The 16,535-nt window shown below is 55.8% G+C and carries 14 protein-coding genes; 13 read left to right on the top strand and 1 reads right to left on the bottom strand.

Features of this window, described 5'->3' with window-relative positions; genetic code table 11:
* Window positions 1-235 precede the first annotated feature (235 nt).
* The 13 genes from nuoA to nuoN all read left to right on the top strand — a co-directional run bounded on the left by nuoA (window position 236) and on the right by nuoN (window position 15,377).
* Window positions 236-679 carry an NADH-quinone oxidoreductase subunit NuoA gene (gene nuoA, locus IP581_RS15610; protein WP_017458599.1) on the top strand — a complete coding sequence of 148 codons (444 nt, stop codon included), beginning with the start codon at window positions 236-238 and terminating at the stop codon, window positions 677-679.
* A 15-nt stretch (window positions 680-694) separates the two neighbouring features.
* Entirely contained in the window at window positions 695-1,369 is a 675-nt protein-coding gene (nuoB, locus tag IP581_RS15605) for an NADH-quinone oxidoreductase subunit NuoB (RefSeq protein ID WP_007371088.1), read from the top strand.
* Window positions 1,370-1,458: 89 nt separating this feature from the next.
* Window positions 1,459-3,261: an NADH-quinone oxidoreductase subunit C/D gene (gene nuoC, locus IP581_RS15600; protein ID WP_097400383.1), complete on the top strand. Its 1,803-nt coding sequence runs from the start codon at window positions 1,459-1,461 to the stop codon at window positions 3,259-3,261.
* Between the two features lie 2 nt (window positions 3,262-3,263).
* Window positions 3,264-3,764 (top strand): NADH-quinone oxidoreductase subunit NuoE, encoded by a 501-nt coding sequence (gene nuoE / locus IP581_RS15595; protein WP_086868054.1) that lies wholly within the window; start codon window positions 3,264-3,266, stop codon window positions 3,762-3,764.
* A complete protein-coding gene (gene nuoF / locus IP581_RS15590; protein WP_086868056.1) occupies window positions 3,761-5,098 on the top strand; it encodes an NADH-quinone oxidoreductase subunit NuoF in 1,338 nt (445 codons plus the stop codon). Before nuoE ends, nuoF begins: the two co-directional genes overlap by 4 nt.
* Window positions 5,099-5,188: 90 nt before the next feature.
* Complete coding sequence (nuoG, locus tag IP581_RS15585) at window positions 5,189-7,915, top strand: NADH-quinone oxidoreductase subunit NuoG (RefSeq protein ID WP_193820804.1); 2,727 nt, start codon at window positions 5,189-5,191, stop codon at window positions 7,913-7,915.
* Window positions 7,912-8,889 carry an NADH-quinone oxidoreductase subunit NuoH gene (nuoH, locus tag IP581_RS15580; RefSeq protein WP_017458594.1) on the top strand — a complete coding sequence of 326 codons (978 nt, stop codon included), beginning with the start codon at window positions 7,912-7,914 and terminating at the stop codon, window positions 8,887-8,889. The genes nuoG and nuoH overlap by 4 nt, the downstream gene beginning before the upstream one ends.
* A 14-nt stretch (window positions 8,890-8,903) precedes the next feature.
* A complete protein-coding gene (gene nuoI, locus IP581_RS15575) occupies window positions 8,904-9,446 on the top strand; it encodes an NADH-quinone oxidoreductase subunit NuoI (RefSeq protein ID WP_017458593.1) in 543 nt (180 codons plus the stop codon).
* An 11-nt stretch (window positions 9,447-9,457) separates the two neighbouring features.
* On the top strand, window positions 9,458-10,012 hold the full coding sequence (nuoJ, locus tag IP581_RS15570) for an NADH-quinone oxidoreductase subunit J (RefSeq protein WP_193820803.1): 555 nt from the start codon (window positions 9,458-9,460) through the stop codon (window positions 10,010-10,012).
* Window positions 10,009-10,311: an NADH-quinone oxidoreductase subunit NuoK gene (gene nuoK, locus IP581_RS15565; RefSeq protein WP_002463445.1), complete on the top strand. Its 303-nt coding sequence runs from the start codon at window positions 10,009-10,011 to the stop codon at window positions 10,309-10,311. The genes nuoJ and nuoK overlap by 4 nt, the downstream gene beginning before the upstream one ends.
* On the top strand, window positions 10,308-12,149 hold the full coding sequence (gene nuoL / locus IP581_RS15560; protein WP_193820802.1) for an NADH-quinone oxidoreductase subunit L: 1,842 nt from the start codon (window positions 10,308-10,310) through the stop codon (window positions 12,147-12,149). The genes nuoK and nuoL overlap by 4 nt, the downstream gene beginning before the upstream one ends.
* Before the next feature lie 234 nt (window positions 12,150-12,383).
* Window positions 12,384-13,913: an NADH-quinone oxidoreductase subunit M gene (gene nuoM, locus IP581_RS15555; protein ID WP_086868063.1), complete on the top strand. Its 1,530-nt coding sequence runs from the start codon at window positions 12,384-12,386 to the stop codon at window positions 13,911-13,913.
* Between the two features lie 6 nt (window positions 13,914-13,919).
* Window positions 13,920-15,377 carry an NADH-quinone oxidoreductase subunit NuoN gene (nuoN, locus tag IP581_RS15550; RefSeq protein WP_020454521.1) on the top strand — a complete coding sequence of 486 codons (1,458 nt, stop codon included), beginning with the start codon at window positions 13,920-13,922 and terminating at the stop codon, window positions 15,375-15,377.
* A 74-nt stretch (window positions 15,378-15,451) separates the two neighbouring features.
* Here the strand turns inward: nuoN and IP581_RS15545 are convergent, their stop codons facing one another.
* Window positions 15,452-16,477: a chemotaxis protein gene (locus IP581_RS15545; protein ID WP_086868397.1), complete on the bottom strand. Its 1,026-nt coding sequence runs from the start codon at window positions 16,475-16,477 to the stop codon at window positions 15,452-15,454.
* Window positions 16,478-16,535 lie beyond the last annotated feature (58 nt).

The raw sequence follows: 16,535 nt of genomic DNA, 5'->3' as shown, positions 1-16,535 counted from the left end.
AGCCGTTCAAGAAAACGGCACTAAATGTTAATGAATTGCTGCCGATGTAAACTAATGTGAGGAAACCTTTGTTAAAGTTGACAAAAGGTTATAGAAAGGAGTAAAAACCCACATCGTTTAGCTGTTTTCGCCTTTTACACAGTTAATGTGTGGTTTTTTATTCCTCCCCGTGAATCGATGTGGCGTCATCTGCCAGCAAGAGCAGAGGTAATAACGCTACCTTTTGAGTTAAGCAATGCGTATGTCAACATCCACTGAAATCATCGCTCATCACTGGGCATTCGCTATCTTTCTTATTGTCGCCATTGGCCTGTGTTGCCTGATGCTGATCGGCGGTCGGTTTTTGGGCGGTCGCGCACGCGCGAGGCACAAAAACGTTCCTTTCGAATCGGGTATCGACTCCGTCGGTTCCGCTCGCTTACGTCTATCCGCCAAGTTCTACCTGGTGGCCATGTTCTTCGTCATCTTCGATGTGGAAGCGCTCTATTTATACGCATGGTCAACCTCCATTCGCGAGAGTGGTTGGGTCGGGTTTGTCGAAGCCGCAATTTTTATATTAGTGCTGCTGGCTGGTCTGGTTTATCTGGTGCGTATTGGCGCGCTGGATTGGACGCCCGTGCGTTCGCGCCGTGAGCAAATCAACCCAGAGACTAACAGCTACACTGACAGTCAACGCTAACCGCGAGGCAATAAGATGGATTATACGCTCACCCGCATAGATCCTAACGGTGAGAACGACCGTTACCCCCTGCAGAAACAGGAGATCGTAACCGACCCCCTGGAACAAGAAATTAACCGTAGCGTTTATATGGGCAAACTCGAGAATGCCCTGCACGATATGGTGAACTGGGGACGTAAAAACTCAATTTGGCCATATAACTTTGGCCTGTCGTGCTGTTACGTAGAGATGGTGACATCCTTTACGGCCGTGCACGACGTTGCGCGTTTTGGTGCGGAAGTTCTGCGTGCTTCTCCTCGTCAGGCAGACCTGATGGTGGTTGCGGGCACATGCTTTACCAAAATGGCGCCGGTCATTCAGCGCCTTTACGACCAGATGCTGGAACCTAAGTGGGTTATCTCCATGGGTGCCTGTGCGAACTCTGGCGGTATGTACGACATCTACTCAGTCGTGCAAGGCGTCGACAAATTTATCCCGGTGGATGTTTACATCCCTGGCTGCCCGCCGCGTCCTGAAGCCTATATGCAGGCGCTGATGCTGCTGCAGGAGTCGATTGGCAAGGAGCGTCGTCCGCTCTCATGGGTGGTTGGCGATCAGGGCGTTTATCGCGCCAATATGCAGTCGGAACGCGACCGTAAACGTGGCGAGCGTATCGCCGTGACCAATCTGCGTACGCCGGACGAGATTTAATTTGCGCCTGTGGGTAATGGAAGAAACTTCGCATTTCAATAATCCAATAACGCGAAGCCATACCCAACAGTCACCACGGACCCTTTGCAATGGTGAACAATATGACCGATTTAACTGCGCAAGAAGCCGCATGGCAGACCCGGGATCATCTGGATGATCCGGTCATTGGCGAATTGCGCAACCGTTTTGGGCCGGATGCCTTTACCGTTCAGGCGACCCGCACCGGGGTACCCGTAGTTTGGGTTAAGCGTGAGCAGTTGCTGGAAGTGGTCGATTTCTTAAAGAAATTACCGAAACCGTACGTCATGCTGTTCGATTTGCACGGCATGGATGAACGTCTACGCACACACCGCGCCGGTTTGCCCGCCGCGGATTTTTCCGTTTTCTACCACTTCATTTCCATCGATCGCAACCGCGACATCATGCTGAAAGTGGCGCTGGCTGAAAACGATCTGCATGTGCCGACGCTGACCAAACTTTTCCCGAACGCCAACTGGTATGAGCGTGAAACCTGGGAGATGTTTGGCGTTACCTTTAATGGTCACCCGCACCTGACGCGCATCATGATGCCGCAAACCTGGACGGGTCACCCGCTGCGTAAAGATTACCCGGCGCGCGCCACAGAATTCGATCCGTTTGAGCTGACTAAAGCCAAACAGGATCTGGAAATGGAAGCGTTGACCTTCAAGCCGGAAGACTGGGGCATGAAACGCGGCACCGAAAACGAGGACTTTATGTTCCTCAACCTCGGTCCGAACCACCCCTCTGCGCACGGTGCGTTCCGTATCATTCTGCAACTGGACGGCGAAGAGATCGTCGACTGTGTGCCGGATATCGGTTATCACCATCGCGGCGCGGAAAAAATGGGTGAGCGTCAGTCGTGGCACAGCTATATTCCTTACACCGACCGTATCGAGTATCTCGGCGGTTGCGTCAACGAAATGCCTTACGTGCTGGCGGTAGAAAAACTGGCCGGCATCACCGTGCCGGATCGCGTCAACGTGATCCGCGTGATGCTGTCTGAACTGTTCCGCATCAACAGCCATCTGCTCTATATCTCGACCTTTATCCAGGACGTGGGCGCAATGACGCCGGTGTTCTTCGCCTTTACCGATCGTCAGAAAATCTACGATCTGGTCGAAGCGATCACCGGTTTCCGTATGCACCCGGCCTGGTTCCGCATTGGCGGCGTGGCGCACGATCTGCCGCGTGGTTGGGATCGTCTGCTGCGCGAGTTCCTCGACTGGATGCCAAAACGCCTGGCCTCTTACGAGAAAGCGGCGCTGCGTAACACCATTCTGAAAGGCCGCTCGCAGGGTGTTGCCGCTTACAACGCAAAAGAAGCGCTGGAGTGGGGCACGACCGGTGCAGGCCTGCGTGCGACCGGCATCAATTTTGACGTGCGTAAAGCGCGCCCGTACTCCGGTTACGAGAACTTCGACTTTGAAATCCCGGTTGGTGGTGGCGTAAGCGACTGTTACACCCGCGTGATGCTGAAAGTTGAAGAGCTGCGCCAAAGCCTGCGCATTCTTGAGCAGTGCCTCAATAACATGCCGGAAGGACCGTTCAAAGCGGATCACCCGCTGACTACGCCGCCGCCGAAAGAGCGCACGCTGCAACATATCGAAACCCTGATTACTCACTTCCTGCAAGTGTCGTGGGGCCCGGTAATGCCGGCCAACGAATCCTTCCAGATGATTGAGGCAACCAAGGGTATTAACAGTTACTACCTGACCAGCGACGGCAGCACCATGAGCTACCGCACCCGCGTTCGTACCCCGAGCTTTGCGCACCTGCAGCAAATTCCGGCGACGATCCGCGGCAGCCTGGTATCAGACTTGATTGTCTATCTGGGTAGTATCGATTTTGTTATGTCAGATGTGGATCGCTAATTATGCACGAGAATCAACAACCACAAACCGAGGCTTTTGAGCTGAGTGCGGCAGAGCGTGAGGCAATTGAGCACGAGAAGCACCACTACGAAGACCCGCGTGCGGCGTCCATTGAAGCGCTGAAGATAGTTCAGAAGCAGCGTGGTTGGGTGCCGGACGGCGCGATTTACGCCATTGCTGATGTGCTGGGCATCCCGGCGAGCGACGTCGAAGGCGTGGCGACATTCTACAGCCAGATCTTCCGCCAGCCGGTTGGTCGCCATGTTATTCGCTATTGCGACAGCGTGGTGTGCCACATCACCGGCTATCAGGGCATTCAGTCGGCGATTGAAAGCCACCTGAAGATCAAACCCGGCCAGACGACCTTCGATGGTCGTTTTACGCTGCTGCCGACCTGCTGTCTGGGCAACTGCGATAAAGGCCCGAATATGATGATTGATGAAGATACCCACAGTCATCTGACGCCGGAAGGGATCCCTGAACTACTGGAGCGGTATAAATGAAAACAGTTATCCGTACTCCTGAAACGCATCCGCTGACCTGGCGTCTGCGCGATGACAAACAGCCGGTCTGGCTCGAAGAGTACCAGAGCAAAAACGGTTACGCCGGTGCGCGCAAAGCGCTGACCGGTATGGCGCCGGATGAGATTGTCAATGCGGTTAAGGATTCTGGTCTGAAAGGTCGCGGCGGCGCGGGCTTCTCCACCGGTCTGAAGTGGAGCCTGATGCCGAAAGACGAATCCATGAACATCCGTTACCTGCTGTGTAACGCCGATGAAATGGAGCCGGGCACCTATAAAGACCGCCTGCTGATGGAGCAACTGCCGCACCTGCTGGTGGAAGGGATGTTGATTTCGGCGTTCGCGCTGAAAGCCTACCGTGGCTACATCTTCCTGCGCGGTGAATATATTGAAGCGGCGGTGCATCTGCGCCGCGCGATTGCTGAAGCCACCGAAGCCGGTTTGCTCGGCAAGAACATTCTTGGCAGCGGTTTCGACTTCGAACTGTTCGTGCATACCGGTGCGGGACGTTATATCTGCGGCGAAGAAACGGCGCTGATTAACTCGCTGGAAGGCCGCCGTGCCAACCCGCGTTCCAAACCGCCATTCCCGGCAAGCTCTGGCGTATGGGGCAAACCAACCTGCGTTAACAACGTCGAAACCCTGTGTAACGTCCCGGCTATTCTGGCGAACGGCGTTGAATGGTATCAGAACATTTCGACCAGCAAAGATGCGGGCACCAAACTGATGGGCTTCTCCGGGCGCGTGAAGAATCCGGGTCTGTGGGAGCTGCCGTTTGGTACGACCGCGCGTGAAATCCTTGAGGATTACGCAGGCGGTATGCGCGATGGCCTGAAATTTAAAGCCTGGCAGCCGGGCGGGGCGGGTACTGACTTCCTGACCGAAGCGCACCTCGACTTGCCAATGGAGTTTGAAAGCATCGGTAAAGCGGGCAGCCGTCTGGGTACGGCGCTGGCGATGGCCGTTGACCATGAAATTGGCATGGTGCCGCTGGTGCGCAACCTGGAAGAGTTCTTCGCGCGCGAGTCCTGCGGCTGGTGTACGCCATGTCGCGATGGTCTGCCGTGGAGCGTGAAAATCCTGCGTGCGCTGGAGCGCGGTGAAGGCCAGCCTGGCGATATCGAGACACTTGAGCAACTGTGTCGACAACTCGGGCCGGGTAAAACCTTCTGCGCGCATGCGCCAGGTGCGGTTGAACCGTTACAGAGCGCGATTAAATATTTCCGCGAAGAGTTCGAAGCGGGCATTAAACAGCAATTCAGCAATACCCATGCAATTGGCGGTATCCAGCCAAACTTGCTGAAAGCGCGCTGGTAATGGTTCTCCCCTCATCAGGCTGATGAGGGGAACGCGAACAGAATTTTGATTAACTCTTAGTCGCTGACTGAGACAACTGGAAGCATGCTAATGGCTACTATTCATGTAGACGGCAAAGAATACGAGGTAAACGGAGCAGACAACCTTCTTGAGGCGTGTCTCTCTTTAGGCCTTGATATTCCCTATTTTTGCTGGCATCCGGCGCTGGGGAGCGTGGGTGCGTGCCGCCAGTGTGCGGTGAAGCAATATCAAAACGCGGAAGACACGCGTGGCCGCCTGGTGATGTCCTGTATGACACCGGCATCCGACGGTACTTTTATCTCTATTGATGACGACGAAGCGAAGCAGTTCCGTGAAAGCGTGGTCGAGTGGTTGATGACCAACCACCCGCACGACTGCCCGGTCTGTGAAGAAGGGGGCAACTGCCACCTGCAGGATATGACCGTAATGACCGGTCACAGCTTCCGCCGCTATCGTTTCACCAAACGTACGCACCGTAATCAGGATCTCGGCCCGTTCATCTCTCACGAAATGAACCGCTGTATCGCCTGTTACCGCTGCGTGCGTTACTACAAAGACTATGCGGACGGCACGGATCTCGGCGTGTATGGCGCCCATGACAACGTCTACTTCGGTCGCCCGGAAGATGGCGTGCTGGAAAGCGAATTCTCCGGTAACCTGGTGGAAATCTGCCCAACCGGCGTATTCACCGATAAAACCCACTCCGAGCGTTATAACCGTAAGTGGGACATGCAGTTCGCGCCGAGCATCTGTCAGCAGTGCTCCATCGGCTGTAACACCAGCCCTGGCGAACGTTATGGCGAACTGCGCCGCATCGAAAACCGCTACAACGGCACGGTTAACCACTACTTCCTCTGCGACCGTGGTCGTTTCGGCTATGGTTACGTCAACCTGAAAGACAGACCTCGCCAGCCGGTTCAACGCCGTGGTGACGATCTGATCACCCTTAACGCCGAGCAGGCGATGCAGGGTGCCGCGGACATTCTGCGTCAGTCGAAGAAAGTGATCGGTATCGGTTCCCCGCGCGCAAGCGTAGAGAGCAACTTCGCGCTGCGTGAACTGGTCGGTGCGGAAAACTTCTATACCGGCATTGCCAAAGGTGAACAGGAACGTCTTGAGCTGGCGCTGAAAGTGCTGCGTGACGGCGGCATCCGTACACCGGCACTGCGTGAAATTGAATCCTACGACGCGGTGTTGATCCTCGGTGAAGATATCACCCAGACCGGCGCGCGCGTCGCGCTGGCGGTGCGTCAGGCGGTGAAAGGCAAAGCACGTGAAATGGCGGCGGCGCAAAAAGTAGCCGACTGGCAGATCGCGGCGATCATGAACATTGGTCAGCGTGCTAAACATCCGCTGTTCGTCACCAACGTCGACAGTACCCGTCTGGACGATATCGCGGCGTGGACCTACTGCGCACCGGTAGAAGACCAGGCTCGCTTAGGTTTCGCCATCGCGCATGCGCTGGACGACGCGTCACCTGCGGTAGACGGTCTGAGCAACGACCTGAAAAGCAAAGTGGATGTGATTGTTCAGGCGCTGGCCGGGGCGAAAAAACCGCTGATTATCTCCGGCACGAACGCCGGTAGCACGGCGGTGATTCAGGCGGCGGCAAACGTCGCGAAAGCGCTGAAAGGCCGTGGTTCCGATGTCGGCATCACCATGATTGCCCGTTCGGTAAACAGCATGGGGCTGGGGCTTATCGGCGGCGGTAGCCTCGACGACGCGCTGGCTGAGCTGGAAAGCGGCAGCGCTGACGCCGTTGTTGTGCTGGAAAACGATCTGCACCGTCACGCTTCTGCAGCCCGCGTTGACGCGGCGCTGGCAAAAGCGCCGCTGGTACTGGTGGTTGATCATCAGCGCACCGCCATTATGGACAGCGCACATCTGGTGCTCTCCGCCGCCAGCTTCGCTGAAAGCGACGGGACGGTTATCAACAACGAAGGCCGCGCGCAGCGCTTCTTCCAGGTTTACGACCCGACCTATTACGACAGCAAAACGCTGATGCTGGAAAGCTGGCGCTGGCTGCACTCGCTGCACAGCACTGTGCAAAACCGCGAAGTGGACTGGACGCAGCTTGATCATGTGATCGACGCAGCTGTTGAAGCGCTGCCGCAACTAGCCGGTATTAAAGATGCCGCGCCGGATGCCAGCTTCCGCATTCGTGGTCAGAAACTGGCGCGTGAACCGCACCGCTACAGTGGACGCACCGCGATGCGCGCCAATATCAGCGTGCACGAACCGCGCCAGCCGCAGGACAAAGACACCATGTTCGCTTTCTCTATGGAAGGGAACAACCAGCCGTCTGCGCCACGTTCGCAAATTCCGTTTGCATGGGCGCCGGGCTGGAACTCCCCTCAGGCCTGGAACAAATTCCAGGACGAAGTGGGTGGTCACCTGCGTCACGGCGATCCGGGCGTTCGCCTGATCGAAGCGTCTGAAAGCGGGCTTGATTACTTCACTACCGTACCAGGCGCGTTCGAAGTGCAGGACGGTAAATGGCGTATCGCGCCTTACTATCACCTGTTTGGCAGTGACGAACTGTCGCAGCGTTCTCCGGTGTTCCAGAGCCGTATGCCGCAACCCTACATCAAGCTGAATCCGGCAGATGCCGCGAAGCTTGGCGTGAACGCGGGCGCGCATATCTCCTTCACTTACGAAGGGCAGACTATCAGCCTGCCGTTGCAGGTTTCTGAAGGTCTGACGGCCGGGCAGGTTGGTCTGCCGATGGGGATGCCGGGCATCGCGCCGGTACTGGCCGGGGCACGTCTTGAAAATCTGCAGGAGGCGCAAGCATGAGCTGGTTAACACCGGATGTTATCGACATTCTGTTAAGCATTCTGAAAGCGGTCGTCATTCTGCTGGTGGTGGTCACCTGCGGTGCGTTCATGAGCTTTGGTGAACGTCGTCTGCTCGGTCTGTTCCAGAACCGTTATGGGCCGAACCGCGTAGGCTGGGGTGGTTCACTCCAGCTGGTGGCGGACATGATCAAGATGTTCTTTAAAGAGGACTGGATCCCGCGCTTTTCGGATCGCGTGATTTTTACTCTTGCGCCAATGATTGCCTTTACTTCGCTGCTGTTAGCGTTCGCCATTGTGCCGGTCAGCCCCACCTGGGTGGTGGCCGACCTCAATATCGGCATCCTGTTCTTCCTGATGATGGCAGGTCTGGCCGTTTACGCGGTGCTGTTCGCTGGCTGGTCGAGTAACAACAAATACTCGTTGCTCGGTGCGATGCGTGCCTCCGCGCAAACCCTGAGCTATGAAGTATTCCTCGGGCTTTCCCTGATGGGGGTGGTGGCGCAGGCCGGTTCCTTCAACATGACCGACATCGTTAACAACCAGGCCGGTTTGTGGAACGTTATCCCGCAGTTCTTTGGCTTTGTGACTTTCGCTATCGCGGGTGTTGCGGTGTGTCACCGTCACCCGTTTGACCAGCCGGAAGCGGAACAGGAGCTGGCGGATGGTTACCACATCGAATATTCCGGTATGAAGTTCGGCCTGTTCTTTGTTGGGGAGTACATCGGCATCGTCACCATTTCCGCGCTGATGGTCACGCTGTTCTTCGGTGGCTGGCAGGGGCCGTTGTTACCGCCATTCATCTGGTTCGCGCTGAAAACTGCGTTCTTTATGATGATGTTCATTTTGATCCGCGCCGCGCTGCCGCGTCCGCGTTATGACCAGGTGATGTCATTCGGCTGGAAAGTCTGCCTGCCATTGACGCTGATTAACTTGCTGGGAACGGCGGCTGTCATTCTCTGGCAAGCGCAATAAGGGGTGAAAAGACCATGACTTTAAAAGAATTACTCGTGGGCTTCGGCACCCAGGTTCGTAGTATCTGGATGATTGGCCTGCATGCGTTCGCCAAACGTGAAACGCGTATGTACCCGGAAGAGCCGGTCTATCTGCCACCGCGCTACCGTGGCCGTATCGTGCTGACGCGCGACCCGGATGGTTCCGAGCGCTGCGTTGCCTGTAACCTGTGTGCGGTAGCCTGCCCTGTCGGTTGTATCTCGCTGCAAAAAGCGGAGATGCAGGACGGACGCTGGTATCCGGAATTTTTCCGTATCAACTTCTCTCGCTGCATTTTCTGTGGTCTGTGCGAAGAAGCGTGCCCGACAACGGCGATTCAGCTCACCCCGGATTTCGAGATGGGTGAATACAAACGTCAGGATTTGGTGTACGAAAAAGAGGATCTGCTGATCTCCGGTCCGGGCAAATACCCGGAATATAACTTCTACCGGATGGCAGGTATGGCAATCGACGGCAAAGATAAAGGTGAAGCGGAAAACGAAGCCAAGCCTATCGACGTCAAGGGCCTGTTACCGTAAGGAGAGGGGCAATGGAGTTCGCTTTTTATATCTGTGGCCTGGTCGCCATCCTGACGACGGTACGCGTGATTACGCATACCAATCCGGTACACGCGTTGCTGTATCTGATTGTGTCTCTGCTGGCGATTGCCGGGGTCTTCTTTTCGCTCGGCGCCTACTTCGCCGGGGCGCTGGAGATCATCGTCTACGCCGGGGCCATCATGGTGCTGTTTGTGTTTGTGGTGATGATGCTGAACCTCGGCAATACCGTGGTCGAGCAGGAGCGCAACTGGCTGTCGCCGCAAATCTGGATTGGCCCGGCGCTGCTCTCCGCAGTGCTGCTGGTGGTGATGATTTACGCCATCCTGGGCGTCAACGATCAGGGCATCGAGGGGACGGCGATTGGTGCGAAAGCAGTTGGCATTACGCTGTTTGGGCCTTACGTCCTGGCGGTGGAACTGGCTTCAATGCTGCTGCTGGCGGGGCTGGTTGTCGCTTTCCATCTGGGACGCGAAGACCGAACTGGCGAAGTGCTGAGTAATCGCACGGAAGACCGCGCGAAAAGAAAAACGGAGGAGCACGCATGATCCCGTTGCAACATGGATTGATCCTCGCTGCGATTTTGTTTGTTTTGGGGCTGACCGGTCTGGTTATCCGCCGCAACCTGCTGTTTATGCTGATTGGGCTGGAAATCATGATTAACGCCGCTGCGCTGGCCTTTGTGGTCGCGGGTAGCTACTGGGGTCAGACCGACGGACAGGTGATGTACATTCTCGCCATTAGCCTCGCGGCTGCCGAAGCGAGCATTGGCCTGGCGTTGCTGCTGCAACTCCATCGTCGCCGCCAGAATCTGAATATCGATTCAGTAAGTGAGATGCGTGGATGAACATGCTCGCCTTAACCATTATTTTTCCTTTTATTGGCTTTGTGCTGCTGGCGTTTTCCCGTGGCCGCTGGTCGGAAAATGTTTCCGCAACCGTAGGTGTCGGGTCGATTGGTCTGGCTGCGCTGGTGACCGCGTATGCGGGCGTTGATTTCTTCAATAACGGTCAGCAACCTTTCGCAAAACCGCTGTGGACGTGGATGGCGGTCGGTGATTTCAACATCGGCTTCAATCTGGTGCTGGACGGCCTCTCTTTGACCATGCTTTCCGTGGTCACCGGTGTCGGCTTCCTGATCCACATGTTCGCCTCCTGGTATATGCGTGGTGAAGAGGGGTACTCCCGCTTCTTTGCCTATACCAACCTGTTTATCGCCAGCATGGTGGTACTGGTGCTGGCGGATAACTTGCTGCTGATGTACCTCGGCTGGGAAGGTGTGGGCCTCTGCTCCTATCTGCTGATTGGTTTCTACTACACCGATCCGAAGAATGGCGCCGCGGCGATGAAAGCGTTCGTCGTCACCCGCGTGGGTGATGTATTCCTCGCTTTCGCACTGTTCATTCTTTACAACGAACTGGGCACCCTGAACTTCCGCGAAATGGTTGAACTGGCACCGCAGCACTTCGCCAACGGCAATAACATGCTGATGTGGGCGACGCTGATGCTGCTGGGCGGTGCGGTCGGTAAATCCGCGCAGTTGCCGTTGCAGACCTGGCTTGCGGACGCGATGGCTGGCCCGACCCCGGTTTCTGCACTGATCCACGCTGCAACGATGGTTACCGCCGGTGTCTACCTGATCGCACGTACGCACGGTTTGTTCCTGTTAACGCCGGAAGTGCTGCATCTGGTTGGGATTGTGGGTGCCGTAACGCTACTGATGGCAGGTTTCGCCGCGCTGGTGCAAACCGATATCAAACGTGTGCTCGCTTACTCCACCATGAGCCAGATTGGTTACATGTTCCTGGCGCTTGGCGTACAAGCCTGGGATGCAGCGATTTTCCACCTGATGACGCACGCGTTCTTTAAAGCGCTGCTGTTCCTCTCCTCCGGTTCGGTGATCCTCGCGTGTCATCACGAGCAGAACATCTTCAAAATGGGTGGCCTGCGTAAGTCGATTCCGCTGGTGTACGCTTGCTTCCTGGTCGGTGGCGCGGCGCTGTCAGCGTTACCGATGATCACCGCAGGCTTCTTCAGTAAAGACGAAATCCTTGCCGGTGCGGTAGCGAATGGTCATATCAATCTGATGATTGCAGGCCTGGTCGGTGCCTTTATGACATCGCTCTATACCTTCCGTCTGATTTTCATTGTTTTCCACGGAAAAGAACAAATCCACGCGCATGCAGGGAAGGGGATTACCCATCATCTGCCGCTGATCGTGCTGCTGGTGCTGTCTACCTTTGTTGGCGCGATGATCGTGCCGCCGCTGAAAGGCGTGTTGCCGGAAACCACCGAGCTTGCGCACAGCAGCGTCGTGATGCTGGAAGTGGCATCCGGTGCGGTCGCGATTATCGGTATCCTGCTGGCAGCATGGCTGTGGCTGGGTAACCGCACACTGGTGCATTCAATTGCCAACAGCGCAACGGGGCGTTTCTTCGGTACCTGGTGGTTCAATGCCTGGGGCTTCGACTGGCTTTACGATCGCGTCTTTGTGAAGCCATACCTCGGTATTGCATGGTTGCTGAAGAGCGATCCGCTGAATGCGCTGATGAACATCCCGGCGATCCTTTCCCGCTTCGCAGGCAAAGGTCTGCTGTTTAGCGAGAACGGTTACCTGCGCTGGTATGTGGCATCTATGAGCATTGGCGCGGTTGTCGTGCTGGCGCTGTTGATGGTATTGCGCTGAGTTTGTTGGCTGGCTGAGTGCGCTTATCCGGCCTGCAAACGGAAAGAGAATTTTTAGAAATTCGTTGAAAATCTGGTCCGAATGGACAGGCGTTATCGGCGAAGTCAGAGTGGACACCGCCTGCGCAGAGCAACCGGAGCGTACAGATGTACGTGAGGATTGCGAGCACAGCCGGGGTTCGCTATGACGAGCAAGATAGCCTGAGACGGACTTAAACAAGGAACAAAAATCGCCATGTTACTACCCTGGCTAATTCTGATTCCCTTTATCGGCGGCTTCCTCTGCTGGCAGACCGAACGCTTCGGCGTGAAGGTGCCGCGCTGGATCGCGCTGATCACCATGGGACTGACGCTGGCGCTTTCTCTGCAACTCTGGTTGCAGGGCGGCTATTCTCTGACGCAAGTCACCGGCCTTCCGCAGTGGCAGGAAACGTTCAAGCATGACTGGATCCCACGCTTTGGCATCAGCATTCATCTGGCGATGGATGGTTTGTCGCTGCTGATGGTGGTGCTGACCGGCTTCCTCGGCGTGCTGGCGGTGCTCTGCTCCTGGCGTGAAATCGAGAAATATCAGGGTTTCTTCCACCTGAACCTGATGTGGATCCTCGGCGGCGTTATCGGCGTGTTCCTTGCCATCGACATGTTCCTGTTCTTCTTCTTCTGGGAAATGATGCTGGTGCCGATGTACTTCCTGATCGCGCTGTGGGGCCATAAAGCCTCCGATGGGAAGACGCGTATTACCGCTGCGACCAAGTTCTTCATTTATACCCAGGCAAGCGGTCTGGTCATGCTGATCGCCATCCTGGCGCTGGTGCTGGTGCACTACAACGCGACCGGGGTATGGACTTTCGCTTACGAAGATCTGCTGAAGACGCCAATGTCCGGCAATGTCGAATATTTGCTGATGCTCGGCTTCTTCATCGCCTTTGCGGTAAAAATGCCGGTGGTGCCGCTGCACGGCTGGCTGCCAGACGCGCACTCGCAGGCACCGACCGCCGGTTCTGTTGACCTCGCGGGGATCTTGCTGAAAACCGCTGCGTACGGTCTGCTGCGCTTCTCGCTGCCGCTGTTCCCTAACGCGTCGGCAGAGTTTGCGCCTATCGCTATGTGGCTTGGCGTGATCGGTATTTTCTACGGCGCGTGGATGGCCTTCACCCAGACCGATATCAAACGTCTGATCGCGTACACCTCTGTGTCTCACATGGGCTTTGTTCTGATTGCTATCTACACCGGTAGCCAGCTTGCTTACCAGGGCGCGGTGATTCAGATGATTGCCCACGGTCTTTCCGCTGCGGGTCTGTTTATTCTGTGCGGCCAGCTATACGAACGTCTGCATACGCGCGATATGCGTATGATGGGCGGATTGTGGAGCAAAATTAAGTGGCTGCCAGCGCTGTCAATGTTCTTTGCCGTCGCTACGCTTGGGATGCCGGGTACCGGTAACTTCGTGGGTGAATTCATGATCCTGTTCGGCAGCTATCAGGTTGTGCCGGCGATCACGGTGATTTCCACCTTCGGCCTGGTGTTCGCGTCGGTCTACTCGTTGGCGATGCTGCATCGTGCTTACTTCGGCAAGGCGAAAAGCGAACTCGCTAATCAGGAACTGCGCGGTCTGTCGCTGCGCGAGCTGTTTATGATTCTGATCCTGGTTGTGCTTCTGGTACTGCTTGGCTTCTATCCGCAGCCGATTCTGGATACATCGCACGCCGCGATGGGCAATATCCAGCAGTGGTTTGTTAATTCTGTTACTACTACAAGGCCGTAAATCGCCATGACGATAACTCCACAACACCTGATTGCGCTGCTGCCGCTGCTAATCGTCGGATTGACGGTGGTGGTTGTGATGCTCTCCATTGCGTGGCGACGCAACCATTTTCTCAATGCCACGCTGTCGGTCATTGGCCTGAACGTCGCGCTGCTCTCTTTGTGGTTCGTCGGCCAGGCGGGGGCGATGGATGTCACCCCGCTGATGCGTGTCGATGGCTACGCCATGCTTTACACTGGGCTGGTACTGCTGGCGAGCCTCGCCACCTGCACCTTTGCCTATCCGTGGCTGGAAGGGTACAGCGATAACAAAGAAGAGTTTTATCTGCTGGTACTGATTGCCGCACTCGGCGGCATTTTGCTGGCGAACGCGAATCACATGGCGGCGCTGTTCCTCGGTATTGAGCTGATCTCTCTGCCACTGTTCGGGCTGGTGGGCTATGCCTTCCGTCAGAAACGCTCGCTGGAAGCCAGTATCAAATACACCATTTTGTCCGCTGCCGCCTCTTCGTTCCTGCTGTTCGGTATTGCGCTGGTTTATGCGCAAACCGGTAACCTGTCGTTTGTCGCGATCGGTAAAAGCCTGGGCGAAGGCATGCTGCATGAACCGCTGCTGCTGGCGGGTCTGGGCATGATGATTGTCGGGCTTGGCTTTAAACTCTCGCTGGTGCCGTTCCATCTGTGGACGCCAGACGTTTACCAGGGCGCGCCTGCGCCGGTTTCCACTTTCCTGGCTACCGCCAGCAAAATCGCCATTTTTGGCGTGGTGATGCGTCTGTTCCTTTACGCACCGGTGGGTGAAAGTGAAGCGGTTCGCGTGGTTCTGGGTATCATCGCCTTCGTCTCCATCATCTTCGGTAACCTGATGGCGCTGAGCCAGACCAATATTAAACGTCTGCTGGGCTTCTCCTCTATTTCGCACCTGGGTTATCTGCTGGTGGCGCTGATTGCGCTGCAGGGCGGCCAGATGTCAATGGAAACCGTCGGTGTTTACCTGGCTGGTTATCTGTTCAGCAGCCTTGGCGCGTTCGGTGTGGTCAGCCTGATGTCCAGCCCGTATCGTGGCCCGGATGCCGAATCGCTTTACTCTTATCGTGGCCTGTTCTGGCACCGTCCAATCCTGTCTGCGGTAATGACGGTGATGATGCTGTCGCTGGCGGGGATCCCGATGACGCTGGGCTTTATCGGTAAGTTCTACATTCTGGCGGTCGGTGTTGAAGCGCATCTGTGGTGGCTGACGGCCGCGGTGGTGCTTGGCTCGGCGATTGGTTTGTACTACTACCTGCGCGTAGCGGTGAGTCTCTACCTGAACGCGCCGCAACAGTTGAACCGCGATGCACCGTCTAACTGGGCTTACAGCGCAGGCGGGATTGTGGTACTTATCTCTGCGTTGCTGGTGCTGCTGTTAGGTATCTATCCGCAGCCGCTGATCAGCATCGTTCAACTGGCGATGCCGATGATGTAAGCCTGGAAACAGGTAAAGAAAAACCGCCGGTATCGGCGGTTTTTTTATGGGCTAACTTAATAAGCGCGGAACGATTACTTCGCCAGCAGCGGAGTAGACGTTATCTGATGGTGGCTAATCAGCGGGCCGCGAATATTATTCGCCGCGCGATCCAGCACTTCCTGAATCACGGACGAGAGTTCGTTAATCTCGAACTTCGCCACGTAACCGTCTGCCTGCACCTTACGAACGTGATCTTCGTTGGCGCTACCGGAAAGCGACGAGTGGATCACCACCGGGATGTTTTTCAGACGCGGATCGGTTTTGATCAGACGCGTTAAGGTAAACCCGTCCATCTCCGGCATCTCAAGGTCGGTCAACACCATTGAGATCTTATCGCTGATTGGAATGCCTTCCGCATCGGCCTGTTGCGCCAGTTTCTGGATTTTCTCCCACGCATCTTTACCGGTGATATGCATATCACTGGGGATCTGCATGGCGTTCAGCCCTTTTTCCAGCATGGCGCGCGCCACTTTGGAATCTTCCGCCACAATGGCAACAGAACCCGGCTTCAGATTGAATTTCTTGTCCGGTACATGCTCACCGTGAACGTCATGATCCGCAGGCACGATGTCATACAGGATCTGCTCAACATCCAGCACCATTGCCAGGTTGTTGGTATCCTTGTCGTCATCCAGGCAGGCAATACTGGTGATATAGCGACCATTGATCGCTTTTTCGGCCGTGTGCACCTGTTTCCAGTCCAGGCGAATAATATTTTCCACGGACTCAACGGCAAACGCCTGCACGCTACGGGCATATTCCGTAATCAGTAGGATGTTCAGGCCGCTCGCAGGTTTACAACCTGCTACGGCGGCGAGATCAATCACCGGGATCACCTGATCGCGAATGTTGACCATCCCCATCAGCGGAGCTTTCATCCCTGCGGGACGGGTAAAGGTGGGCATCGGTACGATTTCGCGTAGCTTAAACACGTTGATGCCAAATAACTCGGATTTGGTGGCATCTAACGATGTGCCAAGGCGAAACAGCAACAGCTCAAACCGGTTCGACAGAGTAAGATTCGCCCTGTCATCGATGTCTTTCTGGAAATTGTCCATCATGCCCTCAAATAGGAAATGCCTGCGTATATCTATTATCGGCATGGTGGAGAAAAAA

Source organism: Kosakonia pseudosacchari (genome assembly GCF_015167415.1).
Taxonomy (GTDB): domain Bacteria; phylum Pseudomonadota; class Gammaproteobacteria; order Enterobacterales; family Enterobacteriaceae; genus Kosakonia; species Kosakonia pseudosacchari.
The sequence above is the reverse complement of the archived record's forward strand: the minus strand, read 5'-3'. Positions and strand labels throughout refer to the sequence as shown.

Coding starts and splice junctions, on each gene's coding strand:
- IP581_RS15545 (WP_086868397.1), bottom strand. CDS start 16,477: ATGGACAATTTCCAGAAAGACATCGATGACAGGGCGAATCTTACTCTG.
- nuoF (WP_086868056.1), top strand. CDS start 3,761: ATGAAAACAGTTATCCGTACTCCTGAAACGCATCCGCTGACCTGGCGT.
- nuoL (WP_193820802.1), top strand. CDS start 10,308: ATGAACATGCTCGCCTTAACCATTATTTTTCCTTTTATTGGCTTTGTG.
- nuoM (WP_086868063.1), top strand. CDS start 12,384: ATGTTACTACCCTGGCTAATTCTGATTCCCTTTATCGGCGGCTTCCTC.
- nuoI (WP_017458593.1), top strand. CDS start 8,904: ATGACTTTAAAAGAATTACTCGTGGGCTTCGGCACCCAGGTTCGTAGT.
- nuoN (WP_020454521.1), top strand. CDS start 13,920: ATGACGATAACTCCACAACACCTGATTGCGCTGCTGCCGCTGCTAATC.
- nuoA (WP_017458599.1), top strand. CDS start 236: ATGCGTATGTCAACATCCACTGAAATCATCGCTCATCACTGGGCATTC.
- nuoJ (WP_193820803.1), top strand. CDS start 9,458: ATGGAGTTCGCTTTTTATATCTGTGGCCTGGTCGCCATCCTGACGACG.
- nuoG (WP_193820804.1), top strand. CDS start 5,189: ATGGCTACTATTCATGTAGACGGCAAAGAATACGAGGTAAACGGAGCA.
- nuoC (WP_097400383.1), top strand. CDS start 1,459: ATGGTGAACAATATGACCGATTTAACTGCGCAAGAAGCCGCATGGCAG.
- nuoE (WP_086868054.1), top strand. CDS start 3,264: ATGCACGAGAATCAACAACCACAAACCGAGGCTTTTGAGCTGAGTGCG.
- nuoH (WP_017458594.1), top strand. CDS start 7,912: ATGAGCTGGTTAACACCGGATGTTATCGACATTCTGTTAAGCATTCTG.
- nuoK (WP_002463445.1), top strand. CDS start 10,009: ATGATCCCGTTGCAACATGGATTGATCCTCGCTGCGATTTTGTTTGTT.
- nuoB (WP_007371088.1), top strand. CDS start 695: ATGGATTATACGCTCACCCGCATAGATCCTAACGGTGAGAACGACCGT.